Origin of the sequence: Cellulomonas endophytica (assembly GCF_004123805.1) — a bacterium.
Classification (GTDB): domain Bacteria; phylum Actinomycetota; class Actinomycetes; order Actinomycetales; family Cellulomonadaceae; genus Cellulomonas; species Cellulomonas endophytica.
Genome location: NZ_RWJX01000038.1, coordinates 18,348 through 34,559, shown reverse-complemented (window position 1 = coordinate 34,559; position 16,212 = coordinate 18,348). Strand labels below are relative to the sequence as shown.

Genomic DNA, 16,212 nt, shown 5'->3' with positions numbered 1-16,212 from the left:
TCGGCGACCCAGGGCCCGAGGGCGCCCAGCGCCCCGCGCAGGGTGCGCGCGACGACGGTCCGGGCGCGGTCGGGACCCGCGAGCACGGACAGCCACCGCTGGATCGGCGCGACGTAGGCGTCGGGGAGAGGCCCCTCGTGCGGGCCGAGGTCGGGCACGACGAACAGGGGTGAGCCGGCCAGGCCGTGCTCCCGCAGCCGCGCGAGCAGGTCCGCCCGCACGACGGCCACCGAGTCGGGCGCGACGCGGTCCAGCACCACGGCCACGGACGTGCCGCGCGCCGCCGCCGCGTCGAGGACGGACCAGGGCACGGCGTCCCCGTACCGCCGGGCGGTCGTGACGAACAGCCACAGGTCCGCCGCCTCGAGCAGCCGGTGCGCCGAGACCCGGTTGCTCGCGACGACGGAGTCGAGGTCCGGCGCGTCGAGCAGCGCGATGCCGCGCGGGCAGGCGGCGTCCGGCACGACGGTCGCGTGCTCGAGCACCGGGTGCCGGGCCAGCAGCTCCGCGTCGAGCGGGTGGTGCACGAGCACGGGCTCGCGGGTCGTGGGCCGGAGCACCCCGGCCTCGGTCACCTCGCGCCCGATCAGGGTGTTCACGAGGGTGGACTTGCCGGCCCCCGTGGACCCGGACACCACGACGAGCGCGGGCGCGGACAGCTGCGCCAGCCGCGGCAGGAGGTGCTCGGCGAGCTGGTCGACGAGGCGCTCGCGGCTGCGGCGGGCCGCCTCGACGCCCGGCAGGTCGAGCGGGAAACCCGTGCGCTCGGCATCGCGCAGGAGGTCGCGGACGGCGTCGACGAGGGAGTTGGCCGCCAGGGGCCGGGCGAGCATCTGCTCCGGGGCGTCCTCGGCGAGCCAGGGCGTCGAGCCGCCGGACGCGCCGGGCGTCGGACCGGCCCCGACCGCCGACCCGCCCTGTGCGTCCACGCCGTCATCGTGCCTGGTCGCACGGGTGCGGTCCACGCGGCACGCGGGCGCGCGCCCCGCCGTCGGCCGGGCCCGCCACTACGATCGCGGCTGGCCCCCGTAGCTCAACGGATAGAGCAACGGCCTTCTAATCCGTCGGTTGCAGGTTCGAGTCCTGCCGGGGGCGCCAATCCCGACTGTATTGCGCCGCCTGATCCCTGACGTTTCGTGTTCGGCTGAGGTTTGCCGGGGTTTCCGGTGCAGTTGACAACGGTTCGGCTTAACCCTTGACGCTCGCTCATGAGGGAGATGAGTGTGGCGGAGCAGCGGTACACGGCAGCGCTGCCATCCTCTGGTCCTGGCCGCACGATCAGCGAGGTCGCGGCGTCGTGGCGGGTGTCCAAGCAGACGTTACAGACGTGGCTGCGCCGGTACGAGGACGGTGGCCTGGAGGCGCTGGGCAACCGCTCACATCGACCGAGTCCTGCCCGCGCCAGATTGATCTGGACGTCGGGTCGCCGTCCTAGAGGTGCGGCGGTCGCATCTCGGAGGGTTCGGTGTGGATAATGCACGAATTGGGACGTTGCAGCCCGTCCTACCCTGGTCGGGGTCTACACAAGCATTGCGGCGGGCGGATCGGATCGGATCGAGGTCAATGGTCGCCGTCGCCGGGAAGAGCACTGCCGATCCTACGAGCGGAGGGCGCGGTGGCGGCTGAGGGAGATGTACGTCGTGGACGGCACTCTGGCTACTCGGCTAGGTGACAGTGCTAATGCGCGGCCATGTAGCACGCTACGCAATTTTCCGCTCCGGAAGAATACGTACGACCTGGCAGATAGTTTCTGTGGCGTGGGCTTCACGACTGCAGACCGGTACACGAAAAGAGGTCGCAGGACGCCCGAGGTAATTACTCAATCCGACCCAGCGAGAAATTGAAGCGCCAATACGGGGCCAGAACTTTCGCCGCAAGCGAGCTCCGACCCTGCTCCTTCAACGGCGGCGCGTCCGGGCAGCCCGCCCGACCGAGCAGTAGTACGGTCACCCTGTGACCAACGTGCTTACCTCGGTTTCTTGGGACCAACTTGGCCAGCCCGCCTTTGACCGGCTCGTAGAAGCAATTTTAGTACAGAAGCATACCAACGACGCTGGGTGCACCGTCGAAGCCATCGACGGGCGGGGAGGGGACGGAGGAATAGACGTCGACGTTAGGAGAGACCACGACGACCATGTCTTAGTGATCTACCAACTCAAATACTTTCCAGAGGGCTTCTCGTCGCTATTCAGGGTTCGGCGGAAGCAGATCGAAAAGTCGTTCCGGAGGGCGATGGAAAGTGCGCCAGAACGGTGGGTCCTCGTGACGCCAGGAAATCCGACGGTCGAGGAACGCAAGTTTGTGCGCAGTCTGAAGGGAAAATTGCCGGTAGAAGTGGCTCTTATGGGTCGCGCAAAATTGGATGTTGAACTGGCGCGACACCCTTCCATTCTGAGATATGCGACACATGCCGCCACACAGGACGCGCTCCGCGCCGTCGGCCTGATGCATGCCGCACTAAACACAGCAGAGGACCTCGACAACGCAGTCAACACCTTAGCCGAACGGATCAGCGCACGAAGTCTTTACTGGACTAACGATGTATCGATGATCGGCGGTCGAGTCACTCACACGCTTCGTGCGCTCCGCGCCGACGCCCAAGAAAAGGAGCCGATTAATATCGGCGTAGAGGTCGACTTTACGCAGCTACCCGACGTTACGCAGCAACGACTTACCAACTTCCTCGATTTTGGCGGTAGTGAAGAACTGGTACTCCCGCCCGAGGCCGTGACACGATTTGCTGTTGAAGGGCCGAGCTGGGCCGCACGCGAGGAATCGAACGTCTCGCTGCGCATGCGCTCCTACCGTTCTCGCTCACAGCCTATCGAACTACGAGCAGTCACCAATTCTGGATCGCGCGTCGCTACGTTGAATGGCACCGCCGCGGTAACCGGTCGAGGGCAGCAGGGGCGGACGCTCGAGGCCACCCTTCGCGGCGGTTTGAACATGGTGTTGTTGGTTCCGCACGGGGGAGCGGAGGTGCAAACCAATCTTTCTGTTGACATCGTTGGCGTTGAGGCGATTGATGCACGCCGGACGCTACGGTTCCTGGATGCCATGGACCGCGGTAACGCGGTAGAGCTGTATGTAGCAAACAAGAGGCTTCTGGGCGGCACGATCGCTCAAGTCGGTTCATCGACGATTGATAAATACACGCGACAACTCGTAGACGACTTGGCGCGCCTGTCGGAGCATTTCGATATGCCATGGCAGATTCCGGACTCGATGACTTGGGATCAGCGACGGGAGATCCGTGCCGCACGTCTCCTGGCGGACGGCTTGTGCATTGAGGAACCCGCCTATGGCGCAATGCGAATGAATGTTGACAGCCGATCGGAGCTGTACGGCGCGACAGCCGCTCCGGGGGTTGCCATCGAGACTGACTTAACCTTCCTCATTCTTGGTCAGGTGGTCGAGCTTCCAGATGTGCGGATCTTCAACACAGACCTCCTCGTGTCGACCGATTCTGCCCGAGCGACACACGCAGCCGACGGCCGCGACGTCATCATTGCGGCGCGGAACGGGCAACCCTTTCGCGTATATGTGCCTGCACTGGTGACGACCGATCCCGACACAACCCTAATGACACCAGTGCCGTTAGCAATCGAGGGGGCGCCAGATATGAGGTGATGATTGCGCATCTCCCGGTGCATTGGCGCTCTGCTTCGGTCACTCAGACCAGTTGCTCAGCGCCGAGGCCGTGCGAACCACCCGCCACGATGCCCGACAAAGGCCACGCGTCCTCGCAGATATTCTTGCGTAGTCGTCGACCACTCACGCGATTAAAATCAGTTCGCGACCCTTCTCCATCACCTCTTAGGCTCCGCCGAAGACAGCTTGCAGTCGGGCGAACGCGTCCGGATCGAGAACCGCCTCCGCCATTGCCGCTTGCTGACGGGCTCTCGCCAGAGTTAGATCGGCGGCCACGTCGACGGGGGCTGGCCCCGCATTCTGAATAGCCCGCGCGACGAGATCGGTGAGGGGCTCACCCACAGCTCTCTTGAAGTTGAAGCCGAAAAGCTGCAGCACGGTCACCGTTTGTACTGAAATGAGTGCTTCGAGAGCGGGAAGCACCTTGTCAATCTCGCTCTCGCTCGTGCCCGTTGTCTTGGCGACCTCCTTCAGCGTCGGCACCACCGTGTCAGCAACGTACCGGACTTCGTCGTCGGTAATCTTCTGTGCTACCAGTTGCTCCTGGTAGGCTTGTGCGATTCGGGTGATCTCCGCCTTATCTGCCAGTAATTCGCTGATGATTTGTTCGAGTTCGGCTACGGCATCGCGGTCGCGCTTGCTGCTCGTGATGGTTCTGACCTGATCTGCAACCATCGCCGCCGTATTGCGCAACGCCGACGCTGCGAGTTGCCCTGCCAACTGCTGAACTTCTGGATCCATGTCGGCACCTCGAGTTGTTGAGCTTCGAAGAGAATGCGCGGGCGAAAGCGGTGATGCACGTGGTCACGTTCGTCTTCCCCTGTGGAGATCACCCACCCTTGGCCAGGCTACTGGCGGAAGTGCGCGCACGACAAGGTGTACGCAGCCGACGGCGGCGAGCGGAAAGGATCTCTGCTGACTAACGATCCGCTCCTGCGCTCTTGCGTCACGAGGTCGAATGCCCCCACGAGGCACGGTCCTTTAGTTTGCCGAAAACACCGCAGTCTCCATGTTGACCCGGCTGGCCTGCCGGACAGCGCGCCGAGCAAGCGGCCTCTGAGGAGAAAAGGGATGACAACGAACCTGCTGCTCTGGTGAAGTGCTCCCACCGCACCACAGCACACCGCCGGGCCCGACCGGGGCCTGGTCCGTCATGCCCGGAGGGGGCCCACCCATGCATCCCGAGATGCTCCACAGCCTGGCCCGCCAGGACCACGCCGAGCGCGTCGCGCGCGCGGAGACGGCACGCCGGCGCGCCGAGGCCGTCGCCGCCCGCGCCACGGCCGAGGCCGCCACCCGCGTCCCGGCCACGGTGCCGGCCTCGCTCGCCGTCGAGGCCGGTCTCGCCCTCGACGAGGCCGCGCTCCAGCGCTTCCTCGCCGAGCACGCCGAGCCCGTCGGCGAGCGCCGCACCTCGACCGGGTCGGCGTGCTGACGCACCCACGGGGCACCGGCCCCGGGCCCACCGCCCCCGCCGACGCCCGACCCGCCAGCGCGGCCCCGGTCCCCTGAGGGACCGGGGCCGTTCTGCGTCCGCACGCGGTCGGTACGCGGCCGGGACGCCCCGGCGGGCCCGGCGCCTACGCTGTCCCGGTGAGCAGCACGGGCCCAGCGGGGAACCACGCCAACGACCGGATCGTCTGGATCGACTGCGAGATGACGGGGCTCGACCTCGGCGCCGACGCGCTCGTCGAGGTCGCCGCGGTGGTGACGGACTCCGAGCTGCGGGTGCTCGGCGAGGGCGTGGACGTCGTCGTCCGGCCGCCGGACGCCGCCCTCGAGCAGATGGGCGACTTCGTCCGTCAGATGCACACGACGTCCGGCCTGCTCGACGCGCTGGCCGAGGGCACCACGCTCGCCGACGCCGAGGAGCAGGTGCTGGCGTACGTCCGCGAGCACGTCCCCGAGCCGCGCAAGGCCCCGCTCGCGGGCAACTCCGTCGGCACGGACAAGGGCTTCCTCGACCGTGACATGCCCGACCTCGTCGGGCACCTGCACTACCGGATCATCGACGTCTCCTCGGTGAAGGAGCTCGCGCGGCGCTGGTACCCCCGGGTCTACTTCGCCTCCCCCGCCAAGACCGGCGGGCACCGCGCGCTCGCCGACATCCTCGAGAGCATCGACGAGCTGCGCTACTACCGCCGGGCGATCCTCGTGCCCGCGCCCGGGCCGTCCTCGGCCGAGGCCCGCGCCATCGCGGGCCAGATCGTGGAGCAGTCCGCGCTGCCGAGCCGCCGCCCGGGCGCGCAGGCCTGAGCGCGCTCGGCGCCGCCGTGGGCGATGTCCGGCGCACGGCGCGCACCCGCTATGATCTGTCCTCGGTCCGGCTCGCCCGGGCCCGGTCGTCCCCGGTGGTGCCCCACCGCTCACGGACGGTCGTGGTGGCTATAGCTCAGTAGGTAGAGCACCTGGTTGTGGTCCAGGGGGTCGCGGGTTCAAGTCCCGTTAGCCACCCCGTCGCGAGAGCCCCGTCCCCCGGGACGGGGCTCTCGTCGTCCCGGGGCCGGGCGGCGCGCACGTCACCCGGGTGAAGCCCGCCCCGACGGACCGGAACGGGCCGGACGACGCCTCTCGCCCGGTCATCCTGGGGGCCGGCCGGCACCCGTCGGCACCCCGGACCCGTCGCGGAGGACCCGTGCCCCGGCTGCTGCCGACCCTGGCCCTGCTCGTCGTCGCCGTCCTCGCCGTGGCCGTCTGCTGGTGGGTCGGCCGCCGCCGGGCCCGGGCCGCGGCCGCGCTGCGGGAGGCCGGGCGCGCCGAGGGGCGCCGGCTCCGGGCCGGAGACGCCGACCCCGAGGTCCACGAGGCCCTCGTCGAGCGCCGTCAGGACCGGCAGCGGGACCGCCACGCCTGGGAGAGGGCCTTTGACGGCGACGACCCGGCGGGCCCCGCCGATCCCGCGCGTCGCCGCCGCGACGGCCGATAGGCCCTGCAGCGCACCTGCACCTGCACCCGCAAGACCGGAGGGAAGCCCCGTGTTCGTCACCGCCATCGTCGTGGCCGTCGTCGGCCTCGCCGTCCTCGGCCTGTCGTTCCTGCTCGCCCCGACGCCGCCGCAGCCCGCCGAGGGCACCGGCCGCGCCGGGAAGGCCGCACGCCCGCAGGGCGACCGGCGCCGCCTGCCGCGGGTCGCCGCCGCGCTCCTGCTGCTGCTGGCGCTCCTGCTGGCGTTCCTCGCCAGCATCTACACGCAGTCCGTGGGGCAGGCGAAGGTCCTCATCAATCCTGGCGGGACGATCGCGGGCGTCGACGAGACGCCGGGCTTCGGCTGGAAGGCGCCGTGGCAGACGACGAGCGACTGGGACCTGTTCTCCCAGGTGCTCACCTACGCGGGCTCGAGCGACGGCGCCGTGCCCGAGTACACCGGTGGCGAGATCAACGGCCTCGAGGTGACCTCGTCGGTCTCCGGCGGCGCGCAGACGAACTTCGACCTGTCGGTCACGTACAACCTGCAGTCCCAGAAGGTCGAGGAGCTCTACCGCCAGTACCGCGACCAGGCGCGGTTCACGAAGCAGGTCATCGAGCCGCAGGTCCTCGCCGTCACCCGCGACGTGCCGACCGCCTACCGCCCCGTCGACTTCCGCGGCGAGAAGCGCGGCGAGGCCACGCAGCGCCTCACGGACGCGCTGACGGAGCGGCTCGGCGGCTACGGCGTGGCCATCTCGACCGTCAGCCTGCAGAACATCCGCTTCACCGACGAGGTCGAGCAGTCCATCAAGGCCGTCGAGGTGGCGCAGCAGAAGGAGGCGGAGGCCGAGGCGAACCTGCGGGCGACGGAGGTCAGCGCGCAGGCCCGCGTCGTGGAGGCGCAGGCCGAGGCGGAGGCGAACCGGCTCCTGTCGGAGTCGCTCACCCCGCAGGTGCTCGAGCAGCGCCGCATCGAGGCGATGAAGGCCGGGACGGTCTTCGTGGTGCCCGAGGGCTCGACGCCGCTCGTCCAGGTCCCCGCACAGCCCTGACGCCCGGGCGCCGTCCGGCCACCGGCCGAGCGGCGCCGGGTGCCGTCAGAGACGCGCGACCAGGGCGTCCGCGAAGGCGTCCGCCGCCTGCGGCCCCTGCTGCAGGTAGAGGGAGGGCTCGGTGACCTCGAGCTCGAGGACCACGGGCCGCCCCTGGTCGTCCGGGAGCAGGTCGACGCGGGTGTACAGCAGCGGGTGCGCCACGCCGGGGACGAGCTGAGGCAGCGCGGCCACGACGCGGCGGGCGAGGTCGAGCTCGGCCTCCGAGGCCGTCTCGGCGTCGCGCACCACGTCCCGGTGCAGGGTGCCCTCGCCGCCCTCGCCCTGGCGGTAGGGGCCGGCGAGGCTGGGCGCCTTGCGCACGGAGTGCGAGACCTCGCCGTCGACGAAGACGACCGCGGTCTCCCCCACCGAGTCGGCGGAGGACAGGTAGCGCTGGAGCATGACGCGGCGGCCGACGCCGAGCAGGTTCTTCGCGTGCGTGATGGCCAGGGAGCGCGACTGCGTCTCACCGGCGGAGTACCGGCCGGTGCCGCGCGAGCCCGCGCTCACCGTGGGCTTGATGACGAAGTCGCCGAAGGCGGGGAACCGCGTGTGGATGGCGCGGGAGTCGAGGTTGCGCTCGGGGTCGAGCCAGATGGTCGGGACGATCGGCAGGCCGGCCCGCTCGAGGTCGCGCAGGTAGGTCTTGTCGATGTTCCAGGTCACGACGTCCGCGGGGTTGAGCAGCCGCGAGGAGTGCTCGACGCGGCGGGCCCACTCGGCGAACTGCGCCGGCCGCTCCGTGTAGTCCCAGGTGGAACGGATGACGACGGCGGCGTAGGCGCCCCAGTCGACCGTCGGGTCGTCCCAGACGACGGCATCGGACGCGATGCCGCGCGCCTCGAGGGCGGCGACGAGGGGCGCGTCGTCCGGGTCGAGACCCGGCAGCTCCGCGCAGGTGGCGAGGGCGATCCGGGCGGTGGGTGCGCTGGGGGTGCTCACGCGGGCAGCGTACCCACGCGCCCGCCCGCCGCGACGTGGTCGACGCCACCGTCGGTGAGGCGGCGCAGGGCCCTGACCAGCGCCGCCGCGTCCGCCGCACCGACCTCCGTGCCGCCCTCGGTGAGCACCACGCGGCCGCGCGCAGCCGGCACGAGGGCGGCGAGCACGCTGCCGAGGTCGGCCGCGAGGTCCACCCGCGGGGCGTCCCGGTCCTCCGGCCCGACGGCCACGAGGTCGCGTCGTCCCAGGTGGCCGACGCCGAGGAGCCGGGCGGCGCGCCCCGTGCCGACGAGGTCCGCCACCGCGGGGGTGGCCGGGCGGGCCACCACCTCGAGCGGCGGCGCGAGCTGCTCGACCTTCGCGCCGCGGCTCAGGACGAGCACGCGGTCGGCCATGCGGATCGCCTCGTCGACGTCGTGGGTGACGAGCATCACGGTGGTGCCGAGCTCGCGGTGCAGCTTGAGGAACTCGTCCTGGAGGCGCCGCCGCCCGACGGGGTCGACGGCGCCGAAGGGCTCGTCCATGAGCAGCACGGGCGGGCGCACGGCGAGGGCGCGGGCCACGCCGACGCGCTGGCGCTCGCCGCCGGAGAGCTGGTGGGGGTAGCGGCGGGCGTAGCGGCCGGGGTCGAGCCCGACGAGCCCGAGCAGCTCGTCTACGCGTTCGGCCGTGCGGGCCCGGTCCCACCGCAGGAGGCGGGGCACGGTGCCGACGTTCTGCCCGACCGTCAGGTGCGGGAAGAGCCCGACCTCCTGGATGACGTAGCCGATGCTCCGCCGCAGCCGGACCGGGTCGGCCGCGAGGACGTCCACGCCGTCGACGAGGATGCGGCCCGACGTCGGCTCGACGAGCCGGTTCGCCATCCGCAGCATCGTGGACTTGCCGCACCCGGAGGGCCCCACGACGACGAGGAGCTCGCCCGGCCGCACCGAGAAGGAGATGTCCTCCACCGCCGCGCGGGGCGCGCCGGCGCCCGCCCCGGCACCGCGCGGGGCGCCGTCGTACGCCTTGTGCACGTGCTCGAAGCGGATCATGGAGCCGTCGCTGGTCTCGGAGGGCACGGCAGGACCGTAGCCGCCGTCGGGCCCGCGGGCGCAGGGACGCCGGCGGCGCGCTCCTCAGGCCCGCGTCGGTGCGGCCCGGTACGGTCGCCGCGTGGACGCCCCGACGGCCCTCGTGCCGGTGCTCGCCGCCGCCGGCGCGCCCCCGGCCAACCCCTGGCTGTCGTGGACCTACGTGGAGCGCAACCGCGAGGACATCCTCGGCGCGCTGTCGCAGCACACCTCCCTCACCGTGCAGGCCGTGCTCGTCGCGACCCTCGTCGCCCTCCCGCTCGCGGCCCTCGCGCACCTGCGGCCGCGGCTGGCCGGTCCCCTGCTCGGGGCCTCCGGCGTCCTGTTCACCGTTCCGTCGCTGGCGCTGTTCGCCGTCCTGGCGCCGTACACGGGCATCGGCCGCACCACCGTGCTCATCGGGCTCGTCGCGTACGCCCTGCTCGTCCTGCTCCGCAACGCGCTGGTGGGGCTGCGGGGCGTCGACCCGGCGGTGACCGACGCCGCGCGGGGCATGGGCTATGGCCGGCTGCGGATGCTCGCGGCGGTGGAGCTGCCGTCGGCGCTGCCCAGCGTCGTCACCGGGCTGCGGCAGGCGACCGTGACCACGGTGGCGCTCGTGACCGTGGGCGTCGTCGTCGGGTACGGCGGCCTCGGGCAGCTCATGTTCCGCGGCTTCCGGAGCAACTACCACGCCGAGGTCCTCACGGCCACGCTCCTGTGCCTGGTGCTCGCGCTGGTCCTCGACCTCGCGCTCGTGCTGGTCGGCCGGGCGCTGACCCCGTGGTCGCGGGCGGGGCAGGCGTCGGCCCGGCCCGCGCGACGGGGGGCGTGACCCGTGGACGTCCTGCGCGAGGCCCTGGTGTGGCTCAACGACCCGCTCAACTGGACGGGTCGCGACGGCGTCGTCGACCTCGTCCGCACCCACCTGCTCGTCACGCTGCTGGCCGTGCTCCTGGGCGCCGCGATCGCGCTGCCGCTCGGGCTGTGGCTGGGTCACCGCGGGCGCGGCGCCACCGTGGGGGTCGTCGTGTCGAACACCACACGGGCGCTGCCGACCCTCGCGCTCCTGACGATCCTCGCCTCGAGCGGCTTCTTCGGGAGCACGGCCACCGTCCTCGCGTGCGCCGTCTTCGCGGTGCCGCCGATCCTCGCGAACACCGTCACGGGGCTCGGCGGCGTCGACCCCGCGGTGCGCGAGGCCGCGGTCGGAACGGGCCTGTCGTCGGCCCAGCGCCTGTGGCAGGTCGAGGTCCCGCTCGCCGTCCCGCTCGTGGCGGCGGGCGTGCGGACCGCGGTCGTGCAGGTCATCGCCACGGTCCCGCTCGCGGCCCTCGTCGGCGGGCAGAGCCTGGGCACCATCGTGGTCGAGGGGTTCGGCGTCCAGCGGTACGGGCAGGTCGTGGCCGGCGGGGTGCTCGTCGCGGGGCTCTGCCTGCTCGTCGAGGGGCTCCTGGCCCTCGCGCAGACCGCCCTGACGCCCCGGGGGCTGCGCGAGCGGGCCGCCGCCGGGCGGACGCGACGACGGGTGCTGCGCCCCGCGGGGTGAGCGCCCCGCCCCGCCCGCGGCGCCCCGGCAGGTCACGGTCCGGTACCGGCTGGCGGGACGGTCGGCCCCAGCGCTTGCCCGTGCCGGGACGCGGGGGTCGAATGTGTGCCGCCGTGCAGAAGGTGCGGCCCTGAACGAGGAGCAGCCTGTGCGCCGTCCCCCCACTCTCGTCGTCGCCCTCGCCGCCGCGACCGGCCTCCTCCTCGCCGGCTGCGGCGACCCGGGGTCCGGCGGCGGCGAGACCGAGGCGCCGGCCGCCACGGGCGCCGCCGGCGAGACGGCCTGCGAGCCCGTCGCGGGCGAGCAGCTCGTCGTCCTCGAGGACGACCAGGAGCTGCAGAACGCCGACAACATCATCCCCGCGTTCAACGCCGCGGCCGTCGCCGCGAACCCGGGCATCGTCGAGCTGCTGGACACCGTGTCCGCCGCGCTCGACACCGAGACGCTCATCGGGCTGAACAAGTCGGTGGACATCGACCGCCAGACGTCCTCGGACGTGGCGGGGCAGTTCGTCGAGGCCGAGGGCCTGGCCGCCGACGGCAGCACGGGCACCGGGAACCTCGTCGTCGGTGCGGCGAACTTCTCCGAGAGCGCCACGCTCGCGGAGATCTACGCCGCCGTCCTGCGGTCCGGCGGGTTCACCGTCGAGGTCCGCACCGTCGGCAACCGCGAGACGTACCTGCCCGCGCTGCAGGACGGCACGCTCACGGTCGTGCCGGAGTACGCGGCGACCCTGGCCGACTTCCTCAACGCGCGCATCAACGGCGCGGAGGCGGAGTCCGTGGCCTCGGGCGACGTCGACGCCACGGTCGCCGCGCTCGCGCCGCTGGCCGAGCAGTCGCAGCTGGCGGTCGGCGCCGCCTCGGCCGCCCAGGACCAGAACGCCTTCGCGGTCACCACCGCCTTCGCCGAGGAGTACGGCGTCACGACGCTGTCCGACCTCGCCGAGGCCTGCGCCGGCGGCCTCACCCTCGCCGGCCCGGCCGAGTGCCCCGAGCGGCCCTTCTGCCAGGTCGGCCTGGAGGAGACCTACGGCCTGACGTTCACGGAGTTCCGCTCCTACGACTTCGGGCTCATCGGCGCGGCCGTCCGCGACGGCGAGGCGGCCCTCGGGCTCGTCCTGTCCAGCGACGGCTCGCTCGCCACGAGCTGATCCCACCCGGTCGACGTGCCGGTCACGACGAGGGGCCCGGGCCAACGCTGCGGCGGCGGCCCGGGCCCCTCGTCGTCACGGGTCGGTGCGGGTCCCTGCCGGGACCGTCAGAAGCCGGCGGACTCCAGGAAGCGGAGCCAGACCTCGCTCACCGTCGGGTAGGACGGCACGGCGTGCCACAGGCGCTCCAGCGGCACCTCGCCCACCACGGCGATCGTCGCCGCGTGGAGCATCTCGCCGGCGTCGGGCCCGACGAACGTCGCCCCGACGACCACGCCGCGGGCGGTGTCGACGAGGAGCTGCCCCGTGCCCTGGTAGCCCCGCGCGTGCACGCTGGCGCCCGCGATGTTCGCGAGGTCGTAGCGCAGCGCCCGGACGGGCACGCCGTCGCGCTCGAGCTCGGCCTGCGTCGGGCCGACCCAGGCGACCTCGGGGTGCGTGAAGACGACCTGCGGCACCGCGCGCAGGTCGGCCGTGGCGCGGTAGCGGCTCCACGCGCCGGCCCCCGCCTCGGCGGCGGCGGTGGGCGGCGGGGCGAGGGGGGCCTCCTCGTCGGCGTTCGCGTCCGTCGCCGCGTCGGCGGAGCTGCCGTCCCCGGCTCCCTCCCCCGAGGGGGCGAAGCGCGCGGCGACGACGTCCCCGACGACGCGGGCGTCGTACTTGCCCTGGTGCGTCGTGGCGGTACGACCCGTCACGTCGCCGCAGGCGAACAGCCAGCCGCCGGCCACGCCGGTGACCTGCAGGGCGTCGTCCACCTCGAGCCCGGCGCCGGGCTCCAGGCCGACGGCCTCGAGCCCCAGGTCGGCGGTCGCGGGCTTCCGGCCCGTCGCGACGAGGACGCGGTCCACGACGAGCGTGCGCACCCCGTCCGCGGTGCGGACCTCCAGCTCCGTGCCCTCGTCGCCGCGGCGGGCCGCCACCGTCTCCGCCCCCAGCAGCACCTCGACGCCGGCCTCCGTGAGCGCGTCCCCCACCTGCTCGCCGGCGAAGGGCTCGGCGTTCGCGAGCAGCCGCTCCCCGCGCACGACGAGCGTGACCGCGCTGCCGAACGAGCGGTAGGCGGTCGCCATCTCCGTGGCGACGACCCCGCCGCCGACGACGGCCAGCCGCCCCGGCACCTCCGAGGACGACGTGGCCTCCCGGCTCGTCCACGGCTCCACGTCGGCGAGCCCGTCGACCGGCGGCAGGACGGGCACGGACCCCGTCGCCAGGATCACCGCGTGGCGTGCCCGGACCGTCGTCGTCCCGTCCGCGCCCGACAGCGACAGCTCGCGCGGCCCGGTGAGGCGGGCGTGCCCGCGCAGCAGCGTGAGGCCCGCGCCCTCCACCCACTCCGCCTGGCCGTCGTCCTGCCAGTGGGACGCCACGTCGTCGCGCCAGGCCAGGACGGCCGGCACGTCGAGCCCGCCGCTCACCGCCGCCCCCGCCCCCGGCACGGCCCGCGCGGCCGCGAGCGCGGCGTTCGGCCGCAGCAGCGCCTTCGACGGCATGCAGGCCCAGTAGGAGCACTCGCCGCCCACGAGCTCGTGCTCGACGAGCGCGACGGACAGGCCGGTCCGGCTCGCCCGGTCGGCGGCGTTCTCCCCGACGGCCCCGGCCCCGACGACGACGACGTCGAACTCCTGCGTGCCGGCCTGCGACCCCTGCTCGGTCATGTGTGGTCCCCTCGGCGCCACGACGGCCCGTCCGCCCCTCACGCCGGGGCCATCCTGGGGCGTGCGCGACGGGCGGCGCTACCGCTCGAAGGTCGCGGCGGGCCCCGCTGCCAGGCCCGCGGCCAGGCGCGCCGTCATCTCGTCGTCCAGCGGGGGCAGGTCCTCGAGGTCGAACCACCCGGCCGCGCTGTTCTCCCCGTCGGCGGGGTGCGGCTCCCCCGACACCCACCGCAGCGCGAACGTGAGGTCGAGGTACTGCGCCCGGTCGCCGTTGTCGTAGGTCATCGGCGGCAGCGTGTGCACGCGCGTGAGCCGCTCCGCCACGGCCACGACGTCGGCCTCCTCGAGCACCTCGCGCTCCGCCGCGGCCGCGGGCTGCTCCCCCGGGTCGATGATGCCGGTGACCGGCGTCCAGCGGCCGTCGTCGGCGCGGCGGACGAGGAGCACCTGGGTGCGCCCCTCGTGCTCGCGCCGCACGACGGCGGTGACGCCGGACAGCCACAGCAGGTCGTGGCCGACGCGGCGGCGCAGGTCGACGATGAAGTCGGGGATCGGCACGCGGCGATCCTAGGAGGCGGGCCGCCCCCCGGCCCGACCTCCGGCCCGACCTCCGGCCCGACCTCCGGCCCGACCTCCGGCCCGACCGCCGGGGTGGCCGCCGGGGTGGCACAGTGGGCGCGCATGGAGCTCAACCTCGCGGACAGGGTCGTCCTCGTCACCGGCGCCGGGCGCGGCATCGGCCGGGCGATCGCCGAGACCTTCCTGGCCGAACGCGCGCACGTCGTCGCGACGGACGTCGACGCGGCGGCCGTGGCGTGGGTCGAGGACCCGGTCGAGGGGGCGACCGGCGCGGCGCGCGGGGAGGCGCTCGCCCTCGCCTGCGACGTGCGGTCGGACGCCTCGGTGGCCGCCGCCGTGGCCGCCGCGCTGGAGCGCTTCGGCCGGGTCGACGTGCTCGTCAACAACGCCGGCATCCTCGGCGAGGGGCTCGTCGAGGAGGTCGACGCGGCGACCTGGACGGCGGTGCTCGACGTCAACGTCACGGGCACGTTCCGCACCTGCCGGGCGGTCATCCCCGCGATGAAGCGCCAGGGCGGCGGCCGCATCCTCAACGCCGCCTCCTTCGCCGCGATCGTCCCCAGCGTCGGCAGCGCCGTCTACGCCGCCTCGAAGGCGGCCGTCGTGCAGCTCACCCGGGTCCTCGCGGGCGAGCTGGGGCCGTGGGGCATCACCGCGAACGCGTACGCCCCGGGGATGATCCCGAGCGAGCTCAACGGGTTCCTCGAGAAGGACCAGGCCACGCAGGACCGGCTGCTGGACACCCTGACCCTGCGCCGCTGGGGCGACGCCCAGGAGGTGTGCGACCTGCTGTGCTTCCTCGCCAGCGACGCCTCGCGCTACATCACGGGCACCCTCGTCGACGTCAGCGGCGGCAAGCTCGCCACCCAGCTCCCGCAGCGGGCCTACGAGCTGGCGGGCCGGCGGTGACGGCCCCGCGCGCGCTGTGGGTCACGGGGGCCGGCAGCGGCATGGGCCGTGCGGCGGCGGTGGCCGCGGCGCCCGGGCGGCGGGTGGCGCTCAGCGGGCGGCGGCCGGACCGGCTCCAGGAGACCGCCGCCCTCGTCAGGCGCGCCGGCGGCGAGGCGCTGGTCCTGCCGCTCGACGCCCGCGACGGCGACGCGCTGGCGGAGGCGCGCGGCGCGATCGCGGCGGCGTGGGGGCGGGTCGACGACCTGGTCCTCTCGGCCGGCCTCAACACGCCGCGCCGCGCCTGGGCGGACCAGTCGATGCGCGAGGTCCAGGCGGTCGTCGACACGAACCTGACGGCGGTGGCGCTGGCGGTCGACGCGGCCCTGCCCGACCTGCGGGCCGCCGGCGGGCAGGTCGTCGTGGTCTCCTCCTACGCCGCGTGGCGGTTCTCCCCCGGCGCCGGCGTCGCGTACAGCGCGAGCAAGACCGCGCTGCGCGCGCTGTGCGCGAGCCTCAACGCCCAGGAGGCCGCGCACGGCGTGCGGGCCTGCCACCTGTGCCCCGGGGACGTGGACACCGAGTTCCTCGCCTTCCGCCCGCAGGTCCCCGGGGACGCGGCCCGCGCCGTGATGCTCCGGCCCGACGACGTGGGGCGCGCCGTGCGCTTCGTGCTCGACTCCCCGCCCTGGGTGCGTGTCGACGAGCTGGTGATCAGCCCCGTCTCGCAGGCCTGAGCGGT

Annotated in this window: 17 protein-coding genes and 2 tRNA genes; 13 read left to right on the top strand and 6 right to left on the bottom strand. The window is 72.9% G+C overall.

Going from position 1 to position 16,212, the window contains the following annotated elements; translation table 11 throughout:
• Window positions 1–929: GTPase (locus EJA20_RS11940; protein ID WP_240675437.1), on the bottom strand; the 929-nt coding region annotated here is incomplete at its 3' end.
• A gap of 93 nt (window positions 930–1,022) precedes the next feature.
• Between EJA20_RS11940 and EJA20_RS11935 the strand changes: the two genes are divergently transcribed.
• From EJA20_RS11935 to EJA20_RS11925, 3 genes are all read left to right on the top strand, one after another.
• A tRNA-Arg gene (locus tag EJA20_RS11935) sits at window positions 1,023–1,098 on the top strand.
• Between the two features lie 110 nt (window positions 1,099–1,208).
• Window positions 1,209–1,475 (top strand): helix-turn-helix domain-containing protein, encoded by a 267-nt coding sequence (locus tag EJA20_RS19940; RefSeq protein ID WP_129338370.1) that lies wholly within the window; start codon window positions 1,209–1,211, stop codon window positions 1,473–1,475.
• A gap of 478 nt (window positions 1,476–1,953) precedes the next feature.
• Complete coding sequence (locus tag EJA20_RS11925; RefSeq protein ID WP_129338369.1) at window positions 1,954–3,630, top strand: hypothetical protein; 1,677 nt, start codon at window positions 1,954–1,956, stop codon at window positions 3,628–3,630.
• A gap of 186 nt (window positions 3,631–3,816) precedes the next feature.
• Here EJA20_RS11925 and EJA20_RS11920 read toward each other — a convergent pair whose 3' ends face one another.
• Window positions 3,817–4,392, bottom strand: a complete 576-nt coding sequence (locus tag EJA20_RS11920) for a hypothetical protein (protein ID WP_129338368.1) — start codon at window positions 4,390–4,392, stop codon at window positions 3,817–3,819.
• A 433-nt stretch (window positions 4,393–4,825) separates the two neighbouring features.
• Between EJA20_RS11920 and EJA20_RS11915 the strand changes: the two genes are divergently transcribed.
• The 5 genes from EJA20_RS11915 (at window position 4,826) to EJA20_RS11895 (ending at window position 7,610) form a co-directional block, all read left to right on the top strand.
• Window positions 4,826–5,086, top strand: a complete 261-nt coding sequence (locus tag EJA20_RS11915) for a hypothetical protein (protein WP_129338367.1) — start codon at window positions 4,826–4,828, stop codon at window positions 5,084–5,086.
• Between the two features lie 221 nt (window positions 5,087–5,307).
• On the top strand, window positions 5,308–5,907 hold the full coding sequence (gene orn / locus EJA20_RS11910) for an oligoribonuclease (RefSeq protein WP_240675439.1): 600 nt from the start codon (window positions 5,308–5,310) through the stop codon (window positions 5,905–5,907).
• 125 nt (window positions 5,908–6,032) lie between these two features.
• Window positions 6,033–6,105, top strand: a tRNA-His gene (locus EJA20_RS11905).
• A gap of 181 nt (window positions 6,106–6,286) precedes the next feature.
• Window positions 6,287–6,577, top strand: a complete 291-nt coding sequence (locus EJA20_RS11900; protein WP_129338365.1) for a hypothetical protein — start codon at window positions 6,287–6,289, stop codon at window positions 6,575–6,577.
• A gap of 49 nt (window positions 6,578–6,626) precedes the next feature.
• Complete coding sequence (locus EJA20_RS11895; RefSeq protein WP_164983956.1) at window positions 6,627–7,610, top strand: SPFH domain-containing protein; 984 nt, start codon at window positions 6,627–6,629, stop codon at window positions 7,608–7,610.
• A 45-nt stretch (window positions 7,611–7,655) separates the two neighbouring features.
• On the opposite strand, the gene EJA20_RS11890 is transcribed toward EJA20_RS11895, so the two are convergent.
• Both EJA20_RS11890 and EJA20_RS11885 read right to left on the bottom strand, forming a co-directional pair.
• Complete coding sequence (locus EJA20_RS11890) at window positions 7,656–8,594, bottom strand: ATP-grasp domain-containing protein (RefSeq protein WP_129338363.1); 939 nt, start codon at window positions 8,592–8,594, stop codon at window positions 7,656–7,658.
• Entirely contained in the window at window positions 8,591–9,655 is a 1,065-nt protein-coding gene (locus EJA20_RS11885) for an ABC transporter ATP-binding protein (RefSeq protein WP_240675435.1), read from the bottom strand. The genes EJA20_RS11890 and EJA20_RS11885 overlap by 4 nt, the downstream gene beginning before the upstream one ends.
• A 94-nt stretch (window positions 9,656–9,749) precedes the next feature.
• Between EJA20_RS11885 and EJA20_RS11880 the strand changes: the two genes are divergently transcribed.
• From EJA20_RS11880 to EJA20_RS11870, 3 genes are all read left to right on the top strand, one after another.
• Window positions 9,750–10,481, top strand: a complete 732-nt coding sequence (locus tag EJA20_RS11880; protein WP_240675433.1) for an ABC transporter permease — start codon at window positions 9,750–9,752, stop codon at window positions 10,479–10,481.
• A gap of 3 nt (window positions 10,482–10,484) precedes the next feature.
• On the top strand, window positions 10,485–11,195 hold the full coding sequence (locus EJA20_RS11875) for an ABC transporter permease (protein ID WP_129338362.1): 711 nt from the start codon (window positions 10,485–10,487) through the stop codon (window positions 11,193–11,195).
• 148 nt (window positions 11,196–11,343) lie between these two features.
• A complete protein-coding gene (locus EJA20_RS11870) occupies window positions 11,344–12,348 on the top strand; it encodes a glycine betaine ABC transporter substrate-binding protein (protein ID WP_129338361.1) in 1,005 nt (334 codons plus the stop codon).
• Between the two features lie 107 nt (window positions 12,349–12,455).
• On the opposite strand, the gene EJA20_RS11865 is transcribed toward EJA20_RS11870, so the two are convergent.
• Entirely contained in the window at window positions 12,456–14,003 is a 1,548-nt protein-coding gene (locus tag EJA20_RS11865; RefSeq protein ID WP_129338360.1) for a dihydrolipoyl dehydrogenase family protein, read from the bottom strand.
• A gap of 78 nt (window positions 14,004–14,081) precedes the next feature.
• Entirely contained in the window at window positions 14,082–14,561 is a 480-nt protein-coding gene (locus EJA20_RS11860; protein ID WP_129338359.1) for an NUDIX hydrolase, read from the bottom strand.
• A 123-nt stretch (window positions 14,562–14,684) separates the two neighbouring features.
• Here EJA20_RS11860 and EJA20_RS11855 point away from each other — a divergent pair, with 123 nt between their 5' ends.
• Window positions 14,685–15,491 carry an SDR family NAD(P)-dependent oxidoreductase gene (locus tag EJA20_RS11855; RefSeq protein WP_129338358.1) on the top strand — a complete coding sequence of 269 codons (807 nt, stop codon included), beginning with the start codon at window positions 14,685–14,687 and terminating at the stop codon, window positions 15,489–15,491.
• Window positions 15,488–16,207 (top strand): SDR family oxidoreductase, encoded by a 720-nt coding sequence (locus EJA20_RS11850; protein ID WP_276319540.1) that lies wholly within the window; start codon window positions 15,488–15,490, stop codon window positions 16,205–16,207. Before EJA20_RS11855 ends, EJA20_RS11850 begins: the two co-directional genes overlap by 4 nt.
• The last annotated feature ends 5 nt before the right edge of the window (window positions 16,208–16,212 follow it).